Source organism: Flavobacterium sp. 11 (genome assembly GCF_002754315.1).
Lineage (GTDB): Bacteria > Bacteroidota > Bacteroidia > Flavobacteriales > Flavobacteriaceae > Flavobacterium > Flavobacterium algoritolerans.
Genome location: NZ_PEFE01000001.1, coordinates 1,682,160 through 1,707,238, shown reverse-complemented (window position 1 = coordinate 1,707,238; position 25,079 = coordinate 1,682,160). Strand labels below are relative to the sequence as shown.

Sequence of the window (25,079 nt, the reverse complement as noted above, 5' to 3'; positions counted from 1 at the left end):
TAAATTCAACAGGCATTTTTATCAAAAACAGAACTTTTTACTCTGTTATTGTTTATTCCGCTTTTTTGAAGAAAAAAAAGTATTAAAAAGAAAAATTTCAAATATATTTAGTTTAATTTTTCAATATTTTCCAAACAGATTGTTTATTTCCCTGCTTAATTTTAAAAATATAAACCCCTTTTTTCAGAGAATCTACATTTATTGAATTAACTAAACCATTATTTGAATAATCTATTTTTTTATAAAGCTGTCTAATTCCCAAAACATCATACACCTCTAAGTACATTTCGTCAGAAAGATCGGACTGAACAGATATATTAACAAATTCATTCATTGGATTAGGCCATACATTCAATGATTTAAAATCAGACTCATAATTTGATAATGTGCTTTCATCTACACCTGAAACTATTAAAGAAAAATCTTGACTATCTCCGATCAAACTTCCTTTATGGTTAACCGTTATTGTGTAAAAATCATTAGCAGGATTATTAATTTCAATCTTCTCAACATTATCAACACTATTATCTGCTTTAATAGCAGGCAGACTTCTTACATCATTTAATCTCCATGGAAAAAAAACCTCATTCCCTTTAGTAATTCTAATATCCAAATCATTTACCAAAACAGGAGTTGCTAAATCAACTGTACCAGTATTAACCACACCCGAACGATCTGTCCAAGAAATAGTTGCTACCAAGGGCTCAGTTCCTTTAGCTTTAATAACTTTTGTAAAAACAGAACCTTGAAGCAAAGGAGATGTTCTAGAATCAAATTCCTGAATTAAAACTTTATTATTCGTCTCAAATGCATTAGTAATTAATATTGCCGCTTTTTCAGCGTTTAGCAAGCCCCAACCAAATCTTGGATCTGGTCCATCTGCATCTCCGGCCTCATCAGCACTATGAATCATTAATCCCCTTAATGTAGCAGATCGCATAAAATCCCCTTTAACATTTCTAAAATGCTCTTGCAATAACAGTAAAGTCCCTGTAACTCCAGGAGCTGCCATTGAAGTTCCAGATATTGTCCCATACCCCTTATTACCAGCAGCATTGGTTGTTGAAAAAACATTAACACCTTTTGTAGAAATATCAGGTTTTATTCTATTATCATCAGTTGGTCCCCAGCTACTAAAATTAGACATGACAACACTACTTGAATTAACATAACCATTAACACTTAAACCTTCTACAGCTGCAACTACAATTGCATTTTTTGCAGTGCTAAAATCCGTCAATAAATCATACCCGTCTTTTGAAGCATTAATATTCGGAGTTTTATTTCTATCATTACCAGCTGCAATAACCGGTTGATAATAGGGCGCATCAAAAGCTATTTGATCTAAATCTTTCGAATCACTCCTGTAAGCTCCAAAAATATACTCTGGAAAACTTGCGCTAGTTGCAAGAAGTCCGTATGAATGATTAGAGAGTAATAACCCATTATTTGTAGCTAATTCTGTCATCTCTTCTAAATCTCTAGTCCAATTACTTACGTAAGCGTAAGCCTGATAAGCAATACCTCTACCTAAACCACTAGTTGAATTTGCACCAGAACTAATCATTGTACCTGTCACGTGGCTTGAATGATACGAAGTAGGATTTGTATTATTATCATAAACAAAAGCTCTTCCTCCAAAATCCTCATGTGCAATGATCGCATTATCTTGATCCCAGACCCCTACGAATAATCCATTACCTGTTAGATTCAAACCTAATCCGCCATTAGGACGTAATTTATTCGCTCTAGAAGTAAATGCAGATCCTTCATTCCTGGTTACACGATACAATGGAAATCCATCATCGGTAACTTCTTTAATTTCGGAATAAGTCCCATCAGAACTTGTAAATTTAACAGGCCATCCATTTTGTTTAGCAATAGCAACTGCTTTTTCATATTTTTTTATTTGACTCAAACCAAATTCCATTTTCAATTTTTTAAGATTTGAAACATTGGTTTGATTTAAAATAACTTTTTTTTCTTTGTCATTTTGTGAATATGAAAAAATTGAAAAAAACAGCATTAACAACAATAATATTCTAAAAGTATTTTTTTTCATGATTTGAAATTAAATGGATTTTCTTGCTTGCTAAATTAAAATAAAAAATAACTTATTTATGTTAAAAAACAGCACAAGATGATATGATTAATTCAACAAACTTCTTATTTAGAAAACATTTAATTAAAAGTTTTAAAAAAATCGCCTTTATAAGATTGAAATTATAGAATGAAAGATTAACTATTTTCTTTTCCTTTTTTAACTGGAAAAAAATTAAAATAAAAAAAACAGCTATAAGAATAAATTCCCATAGCTGTTTATATAATAATAACTTATAGCTCTTTTATAGTAAGATTAATAACTGATATAATTATTTCACCTTATTTATAATGAACTATTAACTTATTTAGTAACCAGGATTTTGTTGTTCTCTTAGAGTTGGATTAGAATCCAATTCCAATTGCGGTATAGGCCACAAAAACTTGAAGTTATCGTAAGGAATTGCATTCACACCTAAAGCGCCTGAGTACGGAGTCCCTAATGCATATGCAGCCAAAGCTGTTGAAGCACTAGAAAAACCTCCATTAGCAGCTTTTGCAGGAACACCAGCTATTGGGAAATTAGCATCGTTTTGCAATCTGTGAATATCAGCCCAACGACGTCCTTCCATAAGAAACTCAATTCTTCTTTCTTTCAATATAGCACCTAATAATGTGATGTTCGAAGAAAAACTAGTCGCAGTAAACGCCTGAGTTGTTGGATCAGCTAAAGATCTATTTCTAACAGAGTTTAATCTTGCTAAACCATTAGCTACATCATTATTTCTAGCGTAAGCTTCTGCCATATTCAATGCTACTTCAGCATATCTAATCACTGGAGCCGCATCTGTTTTATTCACACCATCTTTGTATTTTTTGGTGAATTTAGAATTTGGATAATAACTTCCAATACCTGTAATAATCATAGTACCTTCAGTTCTTCTTTTATCATCTGACAACCAACTTGGATCTCTCCAAATAATTGGGCTTATAGCTACCAATCCACGACCATTAGAGGCTGCTGGAATTGGTGGATGATACATATTTGCTAATGCACCATTCGCACCTGGATTATTTGTAGCACCATTTGCAATAGAGAAGATAGACTCCGTATTTGAACTGTTACTAGCAAAAGGAGTATCTGGATTTGCAGTCATAGAATACAAACCATTTAACTTTAAACCTTCTGTTATTACACCATTCCAATTACGCATATGCAAATGAACTCTCGTTTTATAGGCTATGGCAGCTTCTTTAGTAATTCTTTCAATTTTAGCAGCACCAACTCTTGCGCTTTTTGAAAAAAGTAACGTTTCTGCGTCATTCAAATCTTTAAGGATTTTTGTATAACATTCAGCAACAGTATTTCTACCTTGAGCTAAACCAAGTTCGATATTAGCAGGAGTATTATAAGGAATCTCTCTGTAAGGAACTCCTAAATTAGCACCATTATTATCTTGAAAAGGTTTTGCATAAAAAATTAGCAATTCATTGTGCGCAATCGCTCTGAAAAATTTTGCTTGTCCAATATAGTCATTAGCAACCTCTTGAGTAATAATTCCACTTGCAGCAGCTTTTTCAACACCTTCAATTACAATATTTGTTCTATTAATTAAACGATAAGCATCAGCCCAATAATATACGTTATTAGCTGTAGTTGGATCATACGTACCAGTATAAGTCAATTGGTAGAATGCCGCTAAATTAACTACATCTTCACCTCTATTATCACCTTGCTGAATGTAAGCAGCTCCAAATACATATCCTCTAGCTCCTGCACCATTAAAGTTACCCAATTGAGCACCATTATACATACCTGTTACCGAAAGATCAATTAAAGCTGGAGTTTCAAAAGCAACATTTTCTGAGATACTATTGAAAGGATCTAATTCAATCGTATTTTCTTCACTACAAGAGGCAAACAAGAGTGAAACCACCATTAACGGAACTGCTATTTTAGCACTCCATAAGGATAAAAATTTGTTTTTATTTTTCATTTTTTTCATTTTTAAATTAGAAACCTACATTAAGACCAATAGTGAATACTCGAGATCTTGGAGTACCATTTAAATCAATACCTGTAATTTCCATTTCTGGATCTAAACCTTTATAGTCTGTAATAATTAATAAGTTTTGACCTTGTACAAAAAATCTAAATTTATCAACTCCAATTTTTTCTAAAACTGGTTTTGGTAAATTATAACCTAAAGTTACGTTATCCAATTTGATATAATCACCATCTTCAACAAAACGAGTAGATGCTTGATTTAAATTGATAAAAGTTTCTCTATCATCTCTCAATCTTGGAGTCCATCCATCACCAGGATTAGCAGCACTTTGCCATCTTCCTAATATTTCAGTACTATTGTTATTGAAATTCATTGTTAACGCATCACGTCTAGTTGAATTGTGAATTTTATTACCTCCACTGAAACGGAACATAAAACCTAAATCAAAATCTTTATATCTCATGTTAGAATTGAATGCACCAAAATAAGTAGGAAGTACACTTCCTAAAATACTTTTATCAGATGTACTCAAAGAAGAAGCAACAGAAATATCAGAAGGATTGTTTGGATCAAAAACTCTATATGCTTGAGTATCGATATTTCCTTGAACTAACGAACCATCAGCTTTATAATAAACTGGGTTACCATTAGCTGGATTTACTCCCCAATATTTAAAACCGTACAAAGCGTAAGGAGACTCACCTTCTCTTAATATGTTGTTTCCAGTATTAAAATTATCTGCATCAACATAATTAATATCCTGACCATTAACTAAGGTATTCACTTTACTTTTAACTAAAGATAAATTAGCTGTTAAAGTCCATTCAAAATTTTCACTTTTAAAAGGTGAAGCTTCAACTGATATTTCATGACCAGAATTTTTCAAAGAACCAATATTTTGTGATATTGAATTTCCAGGAACTCCTAATGACAATGGCTGAGGCACTGCTAAAATCAATCCATCTTGGTTATTGATAAAATAATCATAAGTAAATTTTAAACGATTATTTAAAAAAGCTAAATCTACACCATAATCAATCTTCTCTGAAGTTTCCCATTTTAATTGGTTATTACCTGCTTGAGAATATGAAATTCCGTTATATTCAGCATATTTTGAATTGTTATATAAACCTAAATAAGGGTAGTTTCCAATATCAGTATTTCCAACTTCAGCATAAGAAGCTCTTAATTTGAATTCAGAAATAACATTTTCTAAAGGTGTCATGAAAGACTCTTTGTTCACACTCCAACCTGCAGAAACTCCTGGGAAAGTTCCCCATTTGTTAGCAGAAGGCAATGATGAAAGACCATCTTTACGAATAGATCCTTGAAGGAAATATTTCTCTTTATAATTATAAGTTAATCTACCTGCATAAGAAATAATTCCATTTTCAGATATTCCTCCACCAGAAACTTGAGTAGCATATGAACCCGAGATCAAACCTTGATTAAAGAAAGTATCAGATAAACCATTACCTCCACCAAAGAAAGAATTTACTTTTTGTTTCTGTGCTTCATAGATCGCAGTAGCTCCAATAGTATGGGCATCTCCAAAAGTTTTGTTGTAAGACAAAATATTTTGAACATTCCAACGCGTTAAGTTTGTAAAGTTATTTCTAACTAATCCTGCAACTCCAGCACCATCTCCATTAATTGGATTTAAATACTGAAAACCTTCCGTTCCAATAGCATCTACACTTCCTTGAGTTTTAAAATTCAAGCTAGGTAAAATTTTAAAATCAGCAAAAAGACTAACTAAAGATCTATCAATTTTTGATCTGTAAATATTATTATCCAAAACATAAACAATGTTTGGTAAATTATTTCCAATTACTGATAAGTTTTCTCCTTGACCTACACTTGCACCTGCAATATTGTAACCCGTTGGATTAGCAGCATCATAAATAGCAGTATTTGGTAATTGACGCATTGCATTAAACATCAAACCTGACAATGAGTTAGCTCCAGTATTTAAACCATTATTTTGCGTTCTGGACAAAGCCATATTCACACCAATGTTCAACCAGCTTTTAACTTTTTGATCTACGTTAGCTCTTACGTTATATCTAGTTTGGTTATTTGCTTTTGCAATACCTTCTTGCTCATTGTATCCAACAGAGAAATAATAATTTGTCTTGTCAGTTGAACCTGATAATGATAAATTATGATCTGTTTGAAAAGCGTTAGAACGAAGTACCGCTTTTTGCCAGTCAGTATTAAAAGTCGTTCCAGCTGCCCATGGTGAAGCTGCTCTGTTTGATCTTTTTTCATTCTGAATTGTAATAAAATCTTTAGTACCCAACAAATCTAATAAATCGATTGGCGAAGCAACTCCAGTATAAGTATTGTAGTTTACTCTAAATTTACCACCTTTTCCTTTTTTAGTTGTAATTAAAATTACACCATTAGAAGCTCTAGAACCATAAATAGCGGTTGCAGAACCATCTTTTAAAATTTCTGTCGATTCAATATCCGCTGGATTTATATCTCCTAAAGCGTTAGTATTAGCATATCCTCCCACATCTCCTGTGAAAATTGGCACACCATCAACCACAACTAAAGGATAGCTTCCAGAAGAAATTGAACCAATTCCTCTAATTCTAATTCTAGGAGCTTGTCCTAAAACACCTGAATTAGATGTAACTTGAACACCCGCAGCTCTACCAGCTAATTGAGATTCGAAACTAGGAGTCGCTAAACTTGCTATAGCCTCACCTTTAATTTGTGAAATCGAACCTGTAAGATTTTTTTTCTTTTGAGTTCCATAACCTACAACTACGACTTCCTCTAATGTATTATCTTGTTGCTCCATTTTAACACTAAGTGTAGAAGAAGCTCCAACACTTGCTGTAGTCTCTTTCATACCTACAAAAGAAAATACTAAAACTTCACCTGCACTAGCCTTAATGGAATACTTTCCATCAAAATCAGTTTGTGCACTTCTATTTGTACCTCTAACAACAACGTTAGCTCCAGGAATAGGCCCAGTAGCATCTGTAACCACACCAGTAACAGTCTTTTCTTGTGCAAACGCAAATTGCATTGACAATGCCAATAGCAACGAAAAAATCCATTTGAATTTTGATCTCATATTAAATTTGTTTTGAATTAGTTATTTCACAAAAATCATAATAATTTCTTAAAGTAGCAAGTATTTACAAGAATTAACACATTTTATTTTTGTTAAAATATTAAACCTAAAAGAGCATATAATATTAAAATTTCATCTGCATACATATTTTTTTACGAATAATTACATATAAATCAATATTTTTGTCAAAATTAATAAAATGTTAAGCCCCTTTTTTTTAACACAAAATTTAGAAACTGGAACTGACGAAGCGGGTCGTGGTTGCCTTGCAGGGCCAGTTACTGCAGCAGCTGTAATTTTACCCTCTGATTTTCAAAACAGTACACTAAACGACAGCAAACAACTGTCTGAAAAAGCGAGAGAAAAATTAAGACCTATTATTGAGCAAGAATGCATTTCATTTGCGGTAACTCATCTAGAACCTTTAATAATCGATGAAATAAACATTCTGAATGCATCTATAAAAGCAATGCAGGAAAGCATTCTAAAATTAGACCCAAAACCCGAATCTATTATTGTAGACGGAAATAGTCCATTAATACCTAAAGGAGGAATTAAAAATCGCGGAGGAAAAATTTTTACCGATGCTGAAATTGAAATCCTAAATTCGATTCCGAATGCCAGTATTGTAAAAGGAGATTCAAAATACATGAGTATTGCCGCCGCTTCCGTGTTGGCAAAAACATATCGTGATGAATATATGAATCGGATTCATGAGGAATTCCCAATGTACAATTGGAAACAAAACAAAGGTTACCCTACCAAAGAACACCGAGAAGCAATTCGAATCTATGGAGTTACAAAATACCACCGAATGACATTTCGCTTATTGCCGGAACAGTATACTTTTGATTTTTGATTGTAGATTAATGATTTTTGATTGCAGATTTCTCAAAAGTCGCTTCAAAAAGAATGGAGAAATGTTTCAGGATTTTTTCTTTGACTTCTTCTTCATTAACTTTTTCTACGCCAAGCTCTACATTTAATGAAGTTACCGCTTTACCGCGAATACCACACGGAATGATATTATCGAAATAACCTAAATCGGCATTTACGTTTAAAGCAAATCCGTGCATGGTTACCCAACGGGAAGCGCGAACACCCATAGCACAAATTTTTCTTGCAAATGGAGTTCCTACGCCTAACCAAACTCCGGTTTCACCTTCGCTTCTGCCGCAAGCAATTCCATAATCTTGAAGGGTAAGAATAATAGCCTCCTCCAAAAACCGTAAGTATTTATGAATATCAGTAAAGAAATTTTCTAAGTCTATTATTGGATATCCCACGATTTGCCCTGGTCCGTGATAGGTAATATCGCCACCACGATTGATTTTGTAGAAAGTTGCTCCTTTGGCTTCCAATTGCTTTTCAGATAAAAGCAAATTACTTAAATCACCACTTTTACCTAAAGTATAAACGTGTGGATGCTCCACAAAAAGAAAGTAATTTGGAGTTTCTAAGTCAAGTTCTTCTCTGCGATTTCGAATTTTCAAGTCTACGATTCCTTTGAACAATTCTTCTTGGTATTCCCAAGTTTCCTTGTAATCTTTGGCTCCTAAATCTTGAAGTTGGATGGTTTTATTCATTTGTCATTGCTAGGAACGAAGCAATCCTATTTCGTCCACTTATTTTTGAATTGCAAAGGTACAAAGTTTTTAAGAGAAGTTACAGAGAAGAAAAACTTCCAATATAAGTTACTCTAAAACAACTTCCAGATTCGTACTCTCAGGATTTACTAAACAATCCGCTATTAAAAAATGTAATTCCAATGATTTTCTATCTTCACTGATTTTTGCATTCGAATTGGACACCGATTTTATTTTTCTGGGAAAATGATATTTTAGAACATAAGGCTGTGTGATTTTGAATTTAGAAACTTGCGTTTTATAACCTTCAATCTTATCCTGCTGTTTTTTTAGCTCAACTACATCAGTAATTTTTACTATTCTTTTAAAAAGACTTCCGTCAAAAGCATAGTTTACACTATAATAATGTTCTTCGGCAACCAATGCGTAATTATTTTCTATATCATCTGCATATTCCTCGGTTTTGTATAAGTCTGCGACTTCTTCTATTTTATTAAAGTTTTGAGTAATTGTTGTGCGGAATTCTTTCTCGAAAGAACTTTTCTTGATATGTACTTTTACCGTAGCAAATTTTTGAAAAATGGCTTTTTCAAACGCCGGTAATCTGGAAAATGTTTCGGAATGTTTTGCTATCAAATCCTCAAAAACATAAGTGGTATCTCTAAAAATTTCTTCTTTGGAGTAGTTTTCACCCGCTAATTGCATATAACTGTGTTCATCGCGAAGTGATACCGTTTCTATTTTTCCGGTTCCGTCTTCGTTTAAATATATGGTTTCTGTGACTTGGCAACTTGTTAAAAAGAATACTAAAAGTAGTAAAGCGTGTATTTTCATTTGGTAATTCAGAGTATTTATTGGTTTCCAAATATACATGATTTGTACTATTTTTCACGCTGTTTTGAAAAAGAAAAAGTAGTTAAATAGCCCCGATAGTCCCGAAGCTTCGGGAGACATCCTTTTTTTCTTATTTTTTGTTCAACAAGAAAAAAAGATAGAACGAATAGCGGGACAGGTTGTCTTGAAAAAACAAAATTATCTGCTCCAAAAAACTAAAACCCTTTATGTATTGCTGTCTTTGCAACTTTAGAACTTATATAGTATCTTTGCGCTCTTAAAATCAGAATATAATGGCATTATCCGAACAAGAAACTCTACGTAGAGAAGCACTTACAGAATTACGCAATTTAGGCATCGAACCTTATCCTGCAGCCGAATTTATCACAACCGCATATTCTAGCGAAATCCTTGCTGATTTCGAAAAGTACGAAGGAAAAGAAGTTGTTTTAGCAGGTCGTTTGATGGGTAAGCGTATCATGGGAAAGGCCTCATTTGCAGAATTGAAAGATGCTGAAGGACGTATTCAAGTATATGTTTCCAGAGATGATATTTCGACTGATGAAGAGAAAACAATGTATAATGTAGTTTTCAAAAAACTATTGGATATTGGCGATTTTATTGGGGTTCGCGGGACAGTTTTCAAAACGCAAGTGGGTGAAATCTCGGTTCATATTTATGGATTGACGGTTTTGTCTAAAGCTTTAAAACCACTTCCTGTTGTAAAAACAGATGCCGATGGAAAAACGCATGATGCTTTTGCTGATCCGGAACAAAGATACCGCCGTCGTTATGTGGATTTAACGGTGAACGATCACGTAAAAGAAACATTTATTAAAAGAACAAAATTGTTCAATGCAATGCGTTCGTTCTTTAATGACAAAGGATATTTAGAGGTAGAAACGCCTGTTTTACAACCGATTCCCGGTGGTGCTGCAGCGCGTCCTTTTATCACGCACCACAACTCGCTTGACATGCCATTATACATGCGTATTGCAAATGAGTTGTACTTAAAAAGATTGATTGTTGGTGGTTTTGAAGGAGTTTATGAGTTTTCGAAAAATTTCCGTAACGAAGGAATGGACCGTACACACAACCCGGAATTTACTGCCATGGAAATATATGTAGCCTACAAAGACTACAACTGGATGATGAAATTTGCCGAAGACCTTTTGGAACATTGTGCCATTGCCGTAAATGGAACTTCAGAAGTGACTTTTGGAGAACATACCATCAATTTCAAAGCCCCTTACGCACGAGTTACAATGACTGATTCTATCAAACATTTTACTGGATTTGATATTTCAGGAAAAAGTGAAACTGAGCTATTTGATGCTGCAAGAGGTATGGGAATTGACGTGGATAAAACCATGGGTAAAGGAAAATTGATTGATGAAATCTTTGGCGCTAAATGCGAAGGAAATTATATTCAACCTACTTACATCACAGATTATCCAAAGGAAATGTCTCCATTGTGTAAGCAACACCGTGACAATCCGGAATTGACAGAACGTTTTGAATTAATGGTTTGTGGTAAAGAAGTTGCGAACGCATATTCTGAATTAAACGACCCAATTGATCAAAGAGAACGTTTTGAAGACCAAATGAGATTGTCTGAAAAAGGAGATGATGAAGCCACTGGAATTATCGATGAAGATTTCTTGAGAGCTTTAGAATACGGAATGCCTCCAACATCTGGAATGGGAATTGGAATGGACCGATTGATTATGTATTTGACAAATAATGCTTCTATTCAAGAAGTGTTGTTGTTCCCGCAAATGCGACCAGAGAAAAAACAAGTTCAAATTGAATTAGAAGAAGACGAAAAATTAATTATTGATCTTTTGAAAGTCAATGAAAACCAAATGGAATTTGGTCTTTTGAAAATCAAATCAGAATTGAGCGGTAAAAAATGGGACAAAGCCATGAAAAACCTATCTGCTTTAGGATTGACAGAAGTTGTAGTGAATGGTGACAGTAAAGCGTGTCGATTGAAAGAATAAGTTTATTCAAGTATATATTTAAAAAAAGGAGCTTCAATTGAAGCTCCTTTTTTTATAGAATAAACTAAAAAATTACAGACGATACCTGAATACGATGTAATAACATAAAAAAGCCGGCTCTTTTTAGAGCCAGCTTACTAATTCAAATAAAACCTTACGATTAAAATCCTAAACCAACAGCCATTGCTGTAGCTTGAATATTTATATCAGAAACCTTAGTTGCAGCACCCGTTGCCATATTAATACTGTATACAGAAGTAACACTGTTTACTTTCAATAAAGCAAAAGCTGTAGCACTATTTCCACCAATATCAAATCCACTATCAGCATCAACATTTACCCCTAAATTTCCAATAGCAACTAATGTCCCATTATTTGGTGGGTCTTGACGGAATAACATATCCGTTTGTGAGTCAATTACAAACAAAGCTGTTGTAGTTGCTCCAGCAATATTATTTGTATATGCAGCACCCGTTATAAATGGTGTTCCAGGATTTAAATTACCATCAACTGCGACTACTGTTCCCAAATCTGGGTGTAAACGTAGGTTTTGACCTGTATTACTTACTAATCTTATTCTGTCCACCGTTGGATTAAAATCAAAACCAAAAGCTGTACCTGATAATCCAGGCACTAATGTTGAACCAACTACTGTTAATGCTCCACTTGCAGTATTCACAGAAAACAATCTGCTTTGATTTGAGATCGCATACAATGCTCCATTTGCTGGTCTAAAATCTAAACCTACAATACTTTCGCTTGCAGCTAAACCAGTTAATGCTACAGAATTATTATTCCCGCTTGTAGGATTAAAACGAACCAACATATTTCCAGTAGTTGTTGCATAAGCGATTGGATTAGTCTTAAATGCTAAACTTATTACCGGAGCAGTGAATTTACCAACATCAACGGCTTTTCCTGTAGTTAAATCAATTGTATATAATGTGGATACATTAGCATTGTTTGTTACAGCAAGAGCAGTAGAATTATCCGCTAAAATATCCATATCTCCTACACCTTGAAAGTTAACTCCTAAGTCACCAACAAGTTGAAGCGTTCCGTCGTTAGGCGGCGTTTGCATGTATAATTTATCTTGTTCAAAATCAATGTCATACAACATAGTTGCTGTAGCTCCAGCCATACTATTAGTATATGCTACAGCACCAATTTTAGCATTTGCACCACCATTAATAATACCATCAGTTACCACAACAGTTCCTAATTCTGGATGCAATCTTAAATTTTGACCTGAATCTGTTACCAAACGAATTCTATCTACTGTAGGATTAAAATCTAATGAGGCATTTCCTCCCGCGACAATAGGAGAAAAAGATCCAGCACCTAATGCTGTTGCAGCTCCACTTTTCTCATTAATAAAATAGAGACGACTAGAAGAACCTAAGGCATATAACTGCCCTGTTGCTGGTCTGTAATCAATACTTACAATACTCTCTGATGCTGGTAAACCAACAATTGGAGTGGTTGAAGTTGGAGTTCCTAAATTTCGTGCATTGAATGTAAGAATGGTATTATTACTGGCTAATGCCGTAAAATTTACATCTGGTGCCGATACAGGCATCATCATTTCATTGTTATCGTCATCATTACATGAAATTGCGGTAAAAGATAACAGTGCTAGTCCAATTATAGACGCAAATCCTAAATTTTGTTGTTTGTTTTTCATCGTTTGTTTATTTAGTTATGTATTTACATACGAAACATACTTCATTATGGTTTTAAAATTTTTAAAAAAACTTACATAACTACTAAATCGTAACGTATAACAAGAGTAAAAAACACCTCCGACTTGATCGGTATAAGCGGACTCAAGTCACCTTGAGAACATAATACCAATAACTAAAAAAAAATTCAATAAACTTTTATGATTTTACAAACTATAATTCAAGTTTACACTCCACCTGTAATTCGCTTCTACATTGCCGCCGGTAAGATTTTGATTGATAGGCAACATGGCATTAGCTCCAAAAGAAAACCTATCCTTTCCTACCTCAAAACCTAATTTCCCAAACAAAATATCACCGTTTGTATTTCTTAATTTTTGATTGTATTGATAATTACTTTCATAAACTTCACCGGCAAAACCAAGTTGTGGAACAATAGAAAAACTGTTTTTTTCGTACAAATAGAAAAAAGTTCCTGCGTAATTCAATTGATTCCCAAAACGGTAACTCTTTTGATTTTCTGTTTTTATAACGTAATTCAGCATCGAGTTTAAACCAAATTGTTTTCTTTTAACCACATATTCAGTTGCCAAAAGATAATCCCAACTTCCTGTTCCTACTTGAAAACTTGGATTTATACTGCCGGAATTTGCTTCATTGAATTTTCCGGTTGGCGCTTTGATTCCGCCTCCCAATTGTAATGTATGTACTAAAAAAGTACTGTCTTTATGCGTTTGATACAAACGATACATTGCCAAAACAGTAATATCGCCAATCCCATTGATGATTTTGTTGCCAGTTGCGGTTTCTCTTGCATGAAAATGATACGGCAATAATGCCGAAACCTGAACCTTTTCGCTAACCGGGATTCGGCCCCAAACCTGAACGGTGTTGAAATTTTCTTTGTACCAAGGCGAATTGCTGTACAAGCCATCTGTCGATTTGTATTGTTGATTAAAATACCGAATCCCGACAAAATTAGAGTTTAACATCGAGGCAAATCCCATGCTACCACCACTGGCGGAGCAACCGCAGACATCACAGAAATCCTCTTCTTCAAGGAAGGAATGGTATTTTGTAAATGGATTTATTGTGTTTAAACTGTCTTTTTCGGTGGCGTTTGCCAATTGAAAAAGTAGTACTAATAGTAGTGTGTATTTTTTCATGTTTATTGTTTTTAGCCCTGATGGAAACGGAAAGCCCGGAGCAGAAAAAGCTTGTTTTTCTTGTCCTGAAAAAGCGACCAAAGGAAGCTCTTTTCAGGACATAGAAAAACGGCTTTTGCAGCGAGGACTTGCAGTGTACAGCAGGAAATAGCTTCTTAAATTAATATTCGGAAAAGCGTTTATCCGTTAGGTATTGTGTGTCTGTCAATGTTTTCAGGAAAGCTATTATTTTTGTTTTTTCGGTCGCTGTCAAAGTGATTCCGAGTGTTCCGTTTTTATTCAAAATGGGGTCTAAAGTAGCTGAATTGACTACTCCGGAATTATAATGTTCCAGAACAGCTTCCAATGTAAATAAGCGTCCATCGTGCATGTAAGGAGCTGTTTTTTCTATGTTTCTTAGACTTGGTACTTTGAATTTGTACTTATCCTGTGACAGCTCCGTCACGCGAAAACGCCCGATATCATTGTACGAGGGATCAATTGGCAAGCCATTGTTTCTAAAAGAATTATCGGTAAACAAATCCGTGGCGTGACAACTGGAACATTTCTGGTTGAAAATTGCATAACCGTCCTGCTCGTCTTGAGTGAGCGTTCCGCCAGATTCATTGCGGCGGTACTTATCGAAACGGGAATTTGAGGACGTCACCATGACCATAAACTGCCCCAAGGCTTTGAGCATATTTTCGGAATTAATTTGTCCATCCGTAAAAGCAATTTTGAATAGCTTTTGGTACTCGGAATCACCTTTCATCATAGCAATAGCTTTGGCAAAATCGCCATTCATTTCTATAGGACTCGTGAACGGAATAATGGGTTGCAAGTCTAAATGTGTTGTTGCTCCATCGTACATAAATGTGGTTTGATAGGCCAAATTTTGGATTGGTGGCGTGTTTCGGGTTCCTATGGCGTCATCAACCCCGTGACTCAAAGTGTGGCCGTGGTGCGTAAAAGCATCTTCCTGAATGTGACAAAACCCGCAGGAAACAATCCCATCTGAAGCCAATCGACCGTCGTAAAAAAGTTTTTTCCCGAGTTCGAATCCTTTTTCTGTTGGTGGATTATTCGATAAATTATAAGCCAAAGGTGGAAAATTAGCCGGAACTTGAAAATCTAATGGAATATCTTGATATTCATCAGCATCATTAGAACAAGACCAAAGCAACGGCAAAATGAGCAATACTATATATTTTGCTTTCATTTTATACTTTTTTTTAAGCGGTCAGACTTTGATACCCAACCGCTGCTAGATTGAAAATTAGTCGTTATGAACGTGGTCTATTGTAAACATCGAGGATATATTAGCGGTGACTAAAGCTAATTTAGCACCACCCATCACGGTTGCAGATTCTGAAAAATTGATTTTATTGGTTCCATCAATAAGTTGAGACAAATCAGCCATAATGTGAACTTGAGGCGTAATTGTAGTTCTCACCAAAGCATTTTCAGGAAAATCTAAAGTAACTTCAGTGTAGTTATAATCCGTTCCGGTTTGTCCGGTATGGAGTTTAAATTGCGTAGCAGTTGGCACCGTAGATGAAGTAAAAGTTCCTTCGAAAGCCACAAACTTATAACCGGCGCTCCAAGACCACATCATTCCGGCCGTTTGGGCTGTTGCCAAGAAATCTCCTTGACCCGTTGCTCCTGCTTCCCACTGGGTTTTATCAACTCCTATTCCGTATTTTACTTTAGTATAATTTCCGGCAGGGATATTGGAAAGATTCAACGTCAAAGTTGTTGTTGTCAGTTCGTCTACAATAAAATAACTTTGGTTTTTTGGATAGATAAAAGTCGTTCCGTCTGCTTTTGTCAAGACAATATTACTCACAATATATTTCACTTTAGAAACCGTAACAACCTCAGCATTAGAATTTGTATAGTTTGTATTGAAAGCAAAATTTGCTGACTTGTATACGTTATCGAATTCTAATTTAAGATTTCCATTACCGGTAATCGTTTCATCATCATCATCATTTGAACAAGAGAATAAGGTAACTGCGATAGCCATTACAGCTAGTATATTTTTTAATTGAAATTTCATTTCTTAGGTTTTTTATTTTAAATATAGGTATTGATTTGCCTGCCGTTTTTGGACCATTTTTTTCCAAAAAAAGCAAACAGAATCTCATCCGTTGTATAAAAACGGATTAATAAAAGCACACTACGTGCATAAAAATTTAAGAAATGAAAGTGGGTGGGTGAAAAACAGAAGTACTATTCAAGTGAAAGTATAAATTAGAATAGTATGGGTTTATTTTTTCTTTGGTACCAAAACAAACGGGTACAATTTCGAAAGATTTGATTTCCTCAAAAATAAGTACATCAAGTATTGGAGTAGTTCCTTTTTTATCCGAAGAAAGTGGTTTTTCAGCATCAGAAGCTTTAGCTAATTCTTTCATCAAATGACATTTTCCGTTACATTGCATTTTAGGCTTATCCTTATTGATACAAAGCACTTTTGAAATGTATTCATAATTCACGACATACTCTAAAACCGGCAGAATGGGCTTTACTAGCATGATTAATACAATTATGAATATGATTTTTTTCACGGTGCAAATTTACAACATCATTGAGCAAAAAAAATATTTTTAAATAGAATAATCCTGTAAAAATCATTCTATTTAAAAACAAATATTTGGAGGCTTTATGCCAATTTCAATTCGGGGATTTCAATCTCAAATAATTCTAATTTATAGGAATTAAATTGACTAAAAATCTCTTTTTTAGAACTTTCGAAAAAAGGAGTTGTTGAGAATAAATCTTCATAATATTCAATTCCTTGCAGCAAATTACTTTTAAATGAATTCCATTTTTTAATTTGCCCCAAAGTTATTTCTTCAGAAACGGATACAATTTCATTCTTCAGATAATCTAAATACATTTTTAACTCTTTAACAAATAGATTTGGTCTATTAGTGACCCACAATACCGATGCGTTTCCATAAATATGCTGCACCATTTTAGACAGTGAAACTTCTTGATCAAAATATGCCATATTAGGTCCGGGACAAATGATTACTCCTTGCGCCTGACCTTTAATTTTAATGTCATTTTCAAGATACGAAGCATTGGCTAAACCTACACAAAGACAGGCTTTCTCCGTAATACTGTTTTTCTTTTTTTCGAAAACTTCTGCTGGTAAAATATCTTTTTCAAGAAGCAATTCTTCCAGTTTCAAATCTTGAAATTTTTTGGAAGATGTACAAATTCCTTTCGCATCGTATTCTTTGCTTAGCGCCAAAAATCGTTTTGGACATGAACTTCCCGCTTTGCTTTCCTCAATTCGTTTCAATTTCAATTTTTCATTCGTCGTTCCTCGTAACGTATTGAAAGGAATTCCCAATGGCGAAATATGACTTAAATACAAATCATCTTCTTTGGCTCCAGCCAATAAATCTCTGGTGTGTTTATCTACCGATGTTGCTTCAGGAACCAATAAAAAAGGCGAACCCCAACCCACAGAATCCACATTATAATGGTCCAATAGAAAATCGTGTTCTTCAGCAGTTCCTACGCCGCCTTGAACCGTGATTTTTAAATATAAAGGCTGTTCTGGAACATGCATTTCTTTTTGCCCCAATGCTTTCACCATCAACTCGTGTGCGGATTGAATCAATTGCTCTTTTTTCTGTTTGAATTCTTCCAGAATCGGTCCTAACAAATAGCCTTCGGTTGCAAAAGCATGTCCGCCGCAATTCAGTCCGGATTCGATTCGATATTCAGAAACCCAAAGTCCTTTTTTAGCCAGAAAATTCCCTTGAATCATCGCCGAACGAAAGTCGCTTACTTTCAGCGTGATTTTCTTTTTCAATGCATTATTCGAATCTGGAAAGAAAGCTGAAAAACTTTCGAAATAGCTGTATAATCTTGGATTCATCCCCGCCGATAAAACTACCGAAGATTCTAATGTACTATTGACAAACCCACGCAGCGCGGCATGTGCATCATTAAAAATAATTGGTAATTGTTCGTCTTTGATGAAATTATCCTTATCCAATTTGGTCATAATATTGACATCAATATCGCCCGGATAAAGATTTTTCTCCAGATAATTTTTGATGTTTTCTTTGAAAGCAAAACCGTCTTCCATCAAGTTTTGCAAACCTGATTTAATCTCTGATTTGTTGGGCAGCATGGCGATGTAATTTTCCAAAGCTGATTTGCTTTCGGATAGTTCCGTTTTGAAATTTTCAAATTTTTCTTTTACGATTTTGTCTACCAAATTCAAATAAGAAGTAATGCGTTCTGCACGATAATCATGTATTTTTTGGGTAATTTCCTGATACGGCAAATCGAATTTCTTACTGTAAAAAGCATTCATTTTTTCGATAAGTTCATCATCCATAATTGAAATCACAGATGAAATTCCATACTTCGCCACTCGTATAGGACTATCAATCGTATAAGCAAGTCCCATAACCGGGATATGAAAAGTATGAAGCGGATTATTTTTTGTCATGCTAAAAATGATTTAATAAATAAACCACAAAAGTCGAGAAACAAAAAACTATAAAAACTGATAAATATCATATGCTATGCTACTTTAATGAAATACTTTAGCCATTATTTTTTTATGTGAATTTTCACTAAACAAATACTTTTTTCTGATGATATTTTATGATTTCAATCATATTACTATTGATTTTATAAAAATTATATTTGTATTCGTTGCAAATTTTTGCCTTTTTTTATTGCTAATAAACTATTATTAATTCCAATTTAATTATGCAAATAGACATCGATTTATTGTTTTCATGGGGAGCTGTTGCCAAAAAATACAAAAAAAATGAAGTTATTTTTCAGGAAGATGAAATAGCTCATTTTTATTATCAAATCATTGATGGCAGCGTGAGAATGTTTAACTCAAATGACGAAGGAAAAGAGTTCACACAAGGACTTTTTTGTATAGGAGAAAGTTTTGGAGAACCTCCTTTGTTTATTGATCAGCCGTATCCATCTAAAGCGATTTGCATTCAGGACAGCACTATCATAAAATTATCAAAGGATAAATTTTTGAAAATTCTTGACGAATATCCCGTAATACAGAAAGCATTTTTGGTTTTACTTGCCAATAAAATTCATTCAAAATCCAATACTTCAAAAGAGATCATCAACCAGAAACCGGAGTTTAGAATTCTAGCCTTTTTGAATACACACAAAAGAAAATCAGAATGTAATGGCAGTAAAGTATTGATTCCCTATACGCGTCAGGAAATTGCAAATTTTACCGGTTTAAGAGTCGAAACGGTGATTCGCGTTTTTTCAAAAATGAATGATTGCAACAAAGTTGACATCATCAATCACAAAATATTTTATTAAAAAATGAAATTAAACATACAGTTTTGGCTTAAATTCTCCTTGTTAAATCTTTGTATCGTTGCCTCACTTGGCGTTTTAATGCGTTATAAAATTGGTTTTGAATTCCCTTATTTCAATCAAAAAAACATCTTACATTCCCATTCTCATTTTGCATTTTCAGGATGGATCAGTCATACTTTGATGACATTGATGACATATTATCTTCAGAAAAAAACCACTGATTTTCAAGCAAATAAATATCAAAAAATAATCATAGCCAATCTAATTTGTTCCTATGGAATGCTGATTTTTTTTATTATTCAGGGATACGGAATGATTTCCATATTTTTCTCAACGGCATCGATTCTGGTATCCTATCTTTTTGGCTATTATTACATCAAAGATTTAAAAAAACTAGATACCGATTTTGCTTCAATAAACTGGTTTAAAGCCGCCGTAGTTTTTAATATTATTTCCTCTTTCGGCACTTTTTACTTGGCTTACATGATGGCCAGTAAAAATGTCATACAGGATTTATATTTAGCATCTATTTATTATTTTCTCCATTTTCAATATAACGGTTGGTTTTTCTTTGCTTGTATTGGTTTATTTTTTGGCTTTTTAAATCTAAAAAAATCAGAACATCCTTTTTACGAAACTTCCTTTAAGCTGTTTGCTGTTTCTTGTATTCCTGCATATTTTTTATCCACACTTTGGCTCGATTTACCGATTTGGCTTTATGCCATCACAGTTTTTGCTGCAATAATTCAGGTTTTTGCCTGGTTTAAACTTCTTTTAATTTTAATACAAAAACAAAAAGAGTATCTGAAAAATTTTGCTTCATTGTTGCGCTATATTTTGCTCTTTTCCTGTTTGGCATTAAGCATAAAATTCATTCTGCAATTGGGTTCAACAATCCCATCGTTAAGCCAGCTTGCCTTTGGCTTCAGGCCAATTGTAATCGCCTATTTACACTTGGTTTTATTGGCGGTAATCACGTTGTTCTTGTTGTTTTACATCTATGCCAGTCATTTGATTTTCATTACTAAAAAGATAAAAATTGGCCTGGTTCTATTTTCCATTGGCGTTTTATTAAATGAGTTAGTTTTAGCCGTTCAAGGTGTTGCATCGTTCAGTTATACCATAATTCCGTACGTAAATGAAATTCTTTTTATAGTTGCATTAATCTTGCTTTTAGGAATCGGGGTTACTACCTATTTTTCCATCAAAAAAGTTAAAAATAACCCTCCTTTATGATTGAACGCATATAATAAACATTTGATAATTAAGTACTTTGCTATATAAAACCAAAGTAAACTTAATTATGAAAAAATCAATTCAATTAGTAGTAGCTGTTTGTGTATTTACCATTTTTGGCTGCAAACAAAATAGTGAAGCTGCATCTGAATCAACAACAGAAAATACAGCAACCCAAGGTGGTGGACAGTCAGCGGTGATTGATGAAACTTCTAATCCAAACATTGTTCAGGTAGCTTCCGGAAGCAAAGATCACTCCACACTTGTAACAGCCGTAAAAGCAGCAGAATTAGTGGATGTATTGAGCAATGCCGGGCCGTTTACCGTTTTTGCACCAACAAACGCTGCTTTTGATAAACTTCCAAAAGGAACCGTTGAAGGATTATTAGAACCCGGAAAAAAAGATGATTTGAAAAATATATTAGAATACCATACTTACGTAGGAAATCTAAAGACTGAATACATGCAAGACGGGCAGGAATATGAACAAGTGAATGCAGGAAAAATAAAAATCACTAAAGTAGGTGACAAAGTGTTTGTAAATGGTTCCGAAATAGTGGCATCAATACCAACATCAAACGGAATTATACACGTAATCAATGATGTTTTACTTCCAAAAAATAATATTATTAATTCATTTTTCCAGATTGAAAAAAGCGTAAACTAAAGTAGTTTACGCTTTTTTTATGCTTTTCATCCTATGGTTTTGTACATCAATACCCCCGAAATATTCATGGCTCTTTGTTTGATTTCTCCAGCTTTTTCTCCTGTGAATAACTCATCAACAGTTTCATTGAACAAAGCGTTCCAATGCTGAAAATGAGCTTCTTTCATTTCGCTTTTTTGATGTAACTCTTTGTGTTTAGTCATCGGATTTCCCGTGTAATTCCCATTAGAAAACATAACATTTTCCCAAAAATCATACATTTTAGGCAAGTGCTCTTCCCAATTCACTTTGGCTACATCCGTAAAAAAATAACCAATTTTAGTATCTGTTTTTATTTTACCGTAGAAAGTGTTTATCAGTTTCTCAATGTCGTTTCTGTTTTTTATATCTGTTTTCATTTCTAGATTTTTTAGCCTTTAAACAATAAACACAAGCTGTCTTCCAATGCTTCTACGGAATGCAAAACTGCTACTGGAATTTCTTGTTCGTCATAAAGAAAGAGTTCGTTTTGTTGGTTCTCCTCTTTATAAATCACGTTTCCTTTTATCACCAATAATTTGGCAGGAACATCCGTTTTATGCTCCTTGAGAATCATTCCTTTTTTGAAAGCAATCACCATTACTTTACTGCAAGAAGTATTTTGAACCACTTGCGCCACTGGATTAGCGGCATTTTCTAGTTTTTGAAGTATATCTTTAAACATTATAAATCTTTGTTTTTAAATTTAATTAATGAAATGAAAAATGGAATAATAATCCACAAACACAATAACGAAAAAGAAAGTAACAGCCCCAATGAAGTCCCGAAAAAATCTTTAAAAATAGCTCCGGTATATCCCATCATCGCAGAAACATCCAGATGCAATAGGATTTGAATTCGAGCTAAATCAATTGGACTAAACGCCGTAACTACAATCATTGCTTTCTCTATTGGATAGTCTGAAAATTGAAACAATAAATACAAAATTATTCCATCAAAAAGCAGTGCAAAATATAACCAGCCCATGATGGCAATCCCTATTCCTTTTGCCTTGTCTCTCGTCAGTATCGAACTTAAAAATGCTAAAGCCACGAAGACCAACGTAATCAGACAACCTATAACGAGCATCATAATCCCTACACTATCCGGTGCATTAATTAAAAGCGGAATTCCGGCACCAATAAAAAAGGCTAAAACCATTGCTAACGAAAGTCCGAGAAATAAACTCAACCAAATTTTCTTGCGTTTAATGGGTTGGCTTAATAAAAGCTCAATAAACTCTGCACTATTATACAAATAAATCGTGGCAAAAAGAATGGAAACCAGCGGAACCGTGAATAAAATTATATTCAAAATGGTAAGCAATCCTTTGGCAGAATTATCTTCCAGCCCAAATGAACTCCAGGAAAGAATGGCTAAAATAAGCGTGTACGCCAGTATAATCTTGTTCTTCAGAATGTCTAGAAAAATGATTTTAATGATTCTGTTCATTGCTTTTGTTTTTTAAGATTTTAGCAATTGCTTTGGATATTTTTTGTTCGTTTGTTGATTCCAATAAATCCGCGATACTTTGATGAAAATGCACTGTCCCGTCTTGCATGTAAATAATTTGGGTAATCAAGTCATCTAATTCGCTCAAAAGATGGGAAGTAATCAAAATGAGTTTTCCCTTTTCTTTTTCTTTTATAATTTTCTCTTTCAATATTTCGGAAGCCAATGGATCTAATCCCGCTGTAGGTTCATCTAAAATCAACACTTCAGGATTAAACAAAAAAGCCAGCGTAGCACTTACTTTTTGCGTTGTTCCACCAGAAAGTGTCCGCATTTGTTTATCAACTATTTTTTCGAGTTCAAATGCATGGACTAAATCCTCATCTAAAACCTGATTCGAATTCCGAATTTTTTTTATCATTTCGATGATTTGCCCAACTGTCATATAATCCGGATAACGCCCTATTTGCGGCATATAGCCTATTTGTTCCCGATATTTAAATTCCTTTAAAATTGATTTTTCATTGAATAAAATATCGCCTTTAGAAGGAATGACCATTCCCAAAATACTTTTTATCAAAGTGGTTTTTCCACAGCCATTTGGACCAATTAAAGCAATGCATTCTCCTTTTTTAAAAGAAAGATTGATATCATTTAAAACCTCTAATTTTCCAAATTTTTTATATATATTTTTTATTTCAATCATAATGGTAATGAATGCATTAATGGCGAATTGTCAATAAAATTATCCGGCGTTATACTGGGCAACACTTTTTCGGATTTATCCAAAAGTGTGATCATAAAACTCCGGAACAGCAACATCGCCGAGGGATTATTTTCAACTAAAACTGCAAATAAACTCAACGGATGATACGGTACATCACCGACACCATTTTTGTCTAAATCATATCCTTCATATTTATCCCAATAATTGGTATTGAACGTATTTAAAACTAAACTTCCGTTAGTTCCCATATCAAAAGTATTTCCAATAAAATTATTATTTACGATTTCATTATCTACGCAACTGGCTTGGATTTTCATGGCCCAACCGTTGGCTTCAAATACATTCTTTTCAATTCGAATTCGATTGGTTCCTTCCATGTGAATTCCAGAAGTATTTTTAGAAAATTTATTTCCAATAATATGACTGTCCGTGATTTCCTTAAGGAATAATCCATAAGCGCCATCACCCCAATTTTCTTCGAAATAGTTATTGAACATCTTGACATTTTTGGTAAACATTACCGCAACGCCGGCACCGTTATTCTTGAAAATATTGGTAATATACGCATCGTCATTAGAGAACATAAAATGCAAACCATACCGAATATTGTTAGTTGAAATATTTCTCCAGATAACGGAATTGGTAACAAATTCAAAATAAATCCCATCACGATGACCGGAAATAGTATTAGCGATAATTTGGAGGTTTTCACTTTTCCAACAATGAATTCCGTTGCCTATTTGCTGTTCTTCTTTGCCATACGCTACAATTGTATTGTTTTTTATCAGGCAGTTTTTACCATTTTGGATATAAATTCCAAAGAAATTATCGTCCAAAATATTGTTCTGAATAACAACATGGCTTTTATTATAGACTTTAATCGCGCAGGGATCTTCGAGTGAAGCATACCCTGATTTTATCACTTTAAAACCTTGCACAACCACACTATCCGCCTTAATGGAAAGTACTTCATACTTTTTTTGCCCATCTAAAACTGGAAATCCTTTACCCAGAAAAACAATTCTTTTATGAATAACAATATTGCCTTCTTTGTAAACTCCTTTATGAACTAAAATAGTGTCACCAACTTTAGCCGAGATAATTGCTTTTTTTATTGATTTTACAGGTTTATTAGCACCTACTTCAATTACACGAGCATGAAGAAATGAAGAAATAAACAGAAATATGTAGAGTAGTTTTTTCATTATTTTTAAAATTAAACCGTCTGAATTTAAATAAGAAAAAAGAC

General features: G+C 33.9%; 21 protein-coding genes. 5 read left to right on the top strand and 16 right to left on the bottom strand.

Translation table 11 applies throughout. The annotated features are described in order from the left end of the window. Positions 1-112: 112 nt before the first annotated feature. The 3 genes from CLV00_RS07475 to CLV00_RS07465 form a co-directional block, all read right to left on the bottom strand. A complete protein-coding gene (locus CLV00_RS07475; protein ID WP_099714529.1) occupies positions 113-2,062 on the bottom strand; it encodes a S8 family serine peptidase in 1,950 nt (649 codons plus the stop codon). A 346-nt stretch (positions 2,063-2,408) separates the two neighbouring features. Continuing rightward, positions 2,409-4,037 carry a RagB/SusD family nutrient uptake outer membrane protein gene (locus CLV00_RS07470; RefSeq protein ID WP_099716278.1) on the bottom strand — a complete coding sequence of 543 codons (1,629 nt, stop codon included), beginning with the start codon at positions 4,035-4,037 and terminating at the stop codon, positions 2,409-2,411. A 16-nt stretch (positions 4,038-4,053) separates the two neighbouring features. Beyond that, on the bottom strand, positions 4,054-7,140 hold the full coding sequence (locus tag CLV00_RS07465; protein WP_099714528.1) for a TonB-dependent receptor: 3,087 nt from the start codon (positions 7,138-7,140) through the stop codon (positions 4,054-4,056). A gap of 199 nt (positions 7,141-7,339) precedes the next feature. On the opposite strand from CLV00_RS07465, the gene CLV00_RS07460 reads away from it, so the two are divergent. Then, a complete protein-coding gene (locus CLV00_RS07460) occupies positions 7,340-7,999 on the top strand; it encodes a ribonuclease HII (protein WP_099714527.1) in 660 nt (219 codons plus the stop codon). A 7-nt stretch (positions 8,000-8,006) separates the two neighbouring features. Here CLV00_RS07460 and lipB read toward each other — a convergent pair whose 3' ends face one another. After that, entirely contained in the window at positions 8,007-8,726 is a 720-nt protein-coding gene (gene lipB, locus CLV00_RS07455) for a lipoyl(octanoyl) transferase LipB (protein ID WP_099714526.1), read from the bottom strand. A 108-nt stretch (positions 8,727-8,834) separates the two neighbouring features. Continuing rightward, positions 8,835-9,560, bottom strand: coding sequence for a hypothetical protein (locus CLV00_RS07450; protein ID WP_099716277.1), 726 nt, complete (start codon positions 9,558-9,560; stop codon positions 8,835-8,837). Between the two features lie 293 nt (positions 9,561-9,853). Between CLV00_RS07450 and lysS the strand changes: the two genes are divergently transcribed. After that, the gene (lysS, locus tag CLV00_RS07445; protein WP_099714525.1) at positions 9,854-11,563 is read left to right on the top strand and encodes a lysine--tRNA ligase; all 1,710 of its coding nucleotides are present in this window, start codon (positions 9,854-9,856) and stop codon (positions 11,561-11,563) included. A 160-nt stretch (positions 11,564-11,723) separates the two neighbouring features. Here lysS and CLV00_RS07440 read toward each other — a convergent pair whose 3' ends face one another. The 6 genes from CLV00_RS07440 to CLV00_RS07415 form a co-directional block, all read right to left on the bottom strand. Beyond that, positions 11,724-13,247 (bottom strand): DUF4394 domain-containing protein, encoded by a 1,524-nt coding sequence (locus tag CLV00_RS07440; RefSeq protein WP_099714524.1) that lies wholly within the window; start codon positions 13,245-13,247, stop codon positions 11,724-11,726. 204 nt (positions 13,248-13,451) lie between these two features. Further along, positions 13,452-14,411, bottom strand: a complete 960-nt coding sequence (locus tag CLV00_RS07435) for a hypothetical protein (RefSeq protein ID WP_099714523.1) — start codon at positions 14,409-14,411, stop codon at positions 13,452-13,454. A gap of 160 nt (positions 14,412-14,571) precedes the next feature. Then, positions 14,572-15,609 (bottom strand): cytochrome-c peroxidase, encoded by a 1,038-nt coding sequence (locus CLV00_RS07430; protein WP_099714522.1) that lies wholly within the window; start codon positions 15,607-15,609, stop codon positions 14,572-14,574. A 57-nt stretch (positions 15,610-15,666) separates the two neighbouring features. Then, the gene (locus CLV00_RS07425) at positions 15,667-16,449 is read right to left on the bottom strand and encodes an MbnP family protein (RefSeq protein ID WP_099714521.1); all 783 of its coding nucleotides are present in this window, start codon (positions 16,447-16,449) and stop codon (positions 15,667-15,669) included. A gap of 136 nt (positions 16,450-16,585) precedes the next feature. Then, positions 16,586-16,927, bottom strand: a complete 342-nt coding sequence (locus CLV00_RS07420; protein WP_099716276.1) for a hypothetical protein — start codon at positions 16,925-16,927, stop codon at positions 16,586-16,588. 128 nt (positions 16,928-17,055) lie between these two features. After that, positions 17,056-18,870: a hypothetical protein gene (locus CLV00_RS07415; RefSeq protein WP_099714520.1), complete on the bottom strand. Its 1,815-nt coding sequence runs from the start codon at positions 18,868-18,870 to the stop codon at positions 17,056-17,058. Between the two features lie 266 nt (positions 18,871-19,136). On the opposite strand from CLV00_RS07415, the gene CLV00_RS07410 reads away from it, so the two are divergent. From CLV00_RS07410 to CLV00_RS07400, 3 genes are all read left to right on the top strand, one after another. Continuing rightward, positions 19,137-19,730: a Crp/Fnr family transcriptional regulator gene (locus CLV00_RS07410; RefSeq protein ID WP_099714519.1), complete on the top strand. Its 594-nt coding sequence runs from the start codon at positions 19,137-19,139 to the stop codon at positions 19,728-19,730. Between the two features lie 3 nt (positions 19,731-19,733). Beyond that, positions 19,734-20,966: a hypothetical protein gene (locus tag CLV00_RS07405; RefSeq protein WP_143394882.1), complete on the top strand. Its 1,233-nt coding sequence runs from the start codon at positions 19,734-19,736 to the stop codon at positions 20,964-20,966. Between the two features lie 67 nt (positions 20,967-21,033). Beyond that, positions 21,034-21,633 carry a fasciclin domain-containing protein gene (locus tag CLV00_RS07400; RefSeq protein ID WP_099714517.1) on the top strand — a complete coding sequence of 200 codons (600 nt, stop codon included), beginning with the start codon at positions 21,034-21,036 and terminating at the stop codon, positions 21,631-21,633. A gap of 26 nt (positions 21,634-21,659) precedes the next feature. Here the strand turns inward: CLV00_RS07400 and CLV00_RS07395 are convergent, their stop codons facing one another. From CLV00_RS07395 to CLV00_RS07375, 5 genes are read right to left on the bottom strand one after another with little or no spacing between them, the layout of a single operon-like run. After that, positions 21,660-22,031 (bottom strand): group III truncated hemoglobin, encoded by a 372-nt coding sequence (locus tag CLV00_RS07395; RefSeq protein WP_099714516.1) that lies wholly within the window; start codon positions 22,029-22,031, stop codon positions 21,660-21,662. Between the two features lie 11 nt (positions 22,032-22,042). After that, positions 22,043-22,336 (bottom strand): hypothetical protein, encoded by a 294-nt coding sequence (locus tag CLV00_RS07390; protein WP_099714515.1) that lies wholly within the window; start codon positions 22,334-22,336, stop codon positions 22,043-22,045. Then, the gene (locus CLV00_RS07385; protein ID WP_099714514.1) at positions 22,336-23,103 is read right to left on the bottom strand and encodes an ABC transporter permease subunit; all 768 of its coding nucleotides are present in this window, start codon (positions 23,101-23,103) and stop codon (positions 22,336-22,338) included. Before CLV00_RS07385 ends, CLV00_RS07390 begins: the two co-directional genes overlap by 1 nt. Continuing rightward, complete coding sequence (locus tag CLV00_RS07380) at positions 23,087-23,809, bottom strand: ABC transporter ATP-binding protein (RefSeq protein ID WP_099714513.1); 723 nt, start codon at positions 23,807-23,809, stop codon at positions 23,087-23,089. The genes CLV00_RS07385 and CLV00_RS07380 overlap by 17 nt, the downstream gene beginning before the upstream one ends. Beyond that, positions 23,806-25,035, bottom strand: coding sequence for a nitrous oxide reductase family maturation protein NosD (locus CLV00_RS07375; RefSeq protein ID WP_099714512.1), 1,230 nt, complete (start codon positions 25,033-25,035; stop codon positions 23,806-23,808). The genes CLV00_RS07380 and CLV00_RS07375 overlap by 4 nt, the downstream gene beginning before the upstream one ends. Between the last annotated feature and the right edge of the window lie 44 nt (positions 25,036-25,079).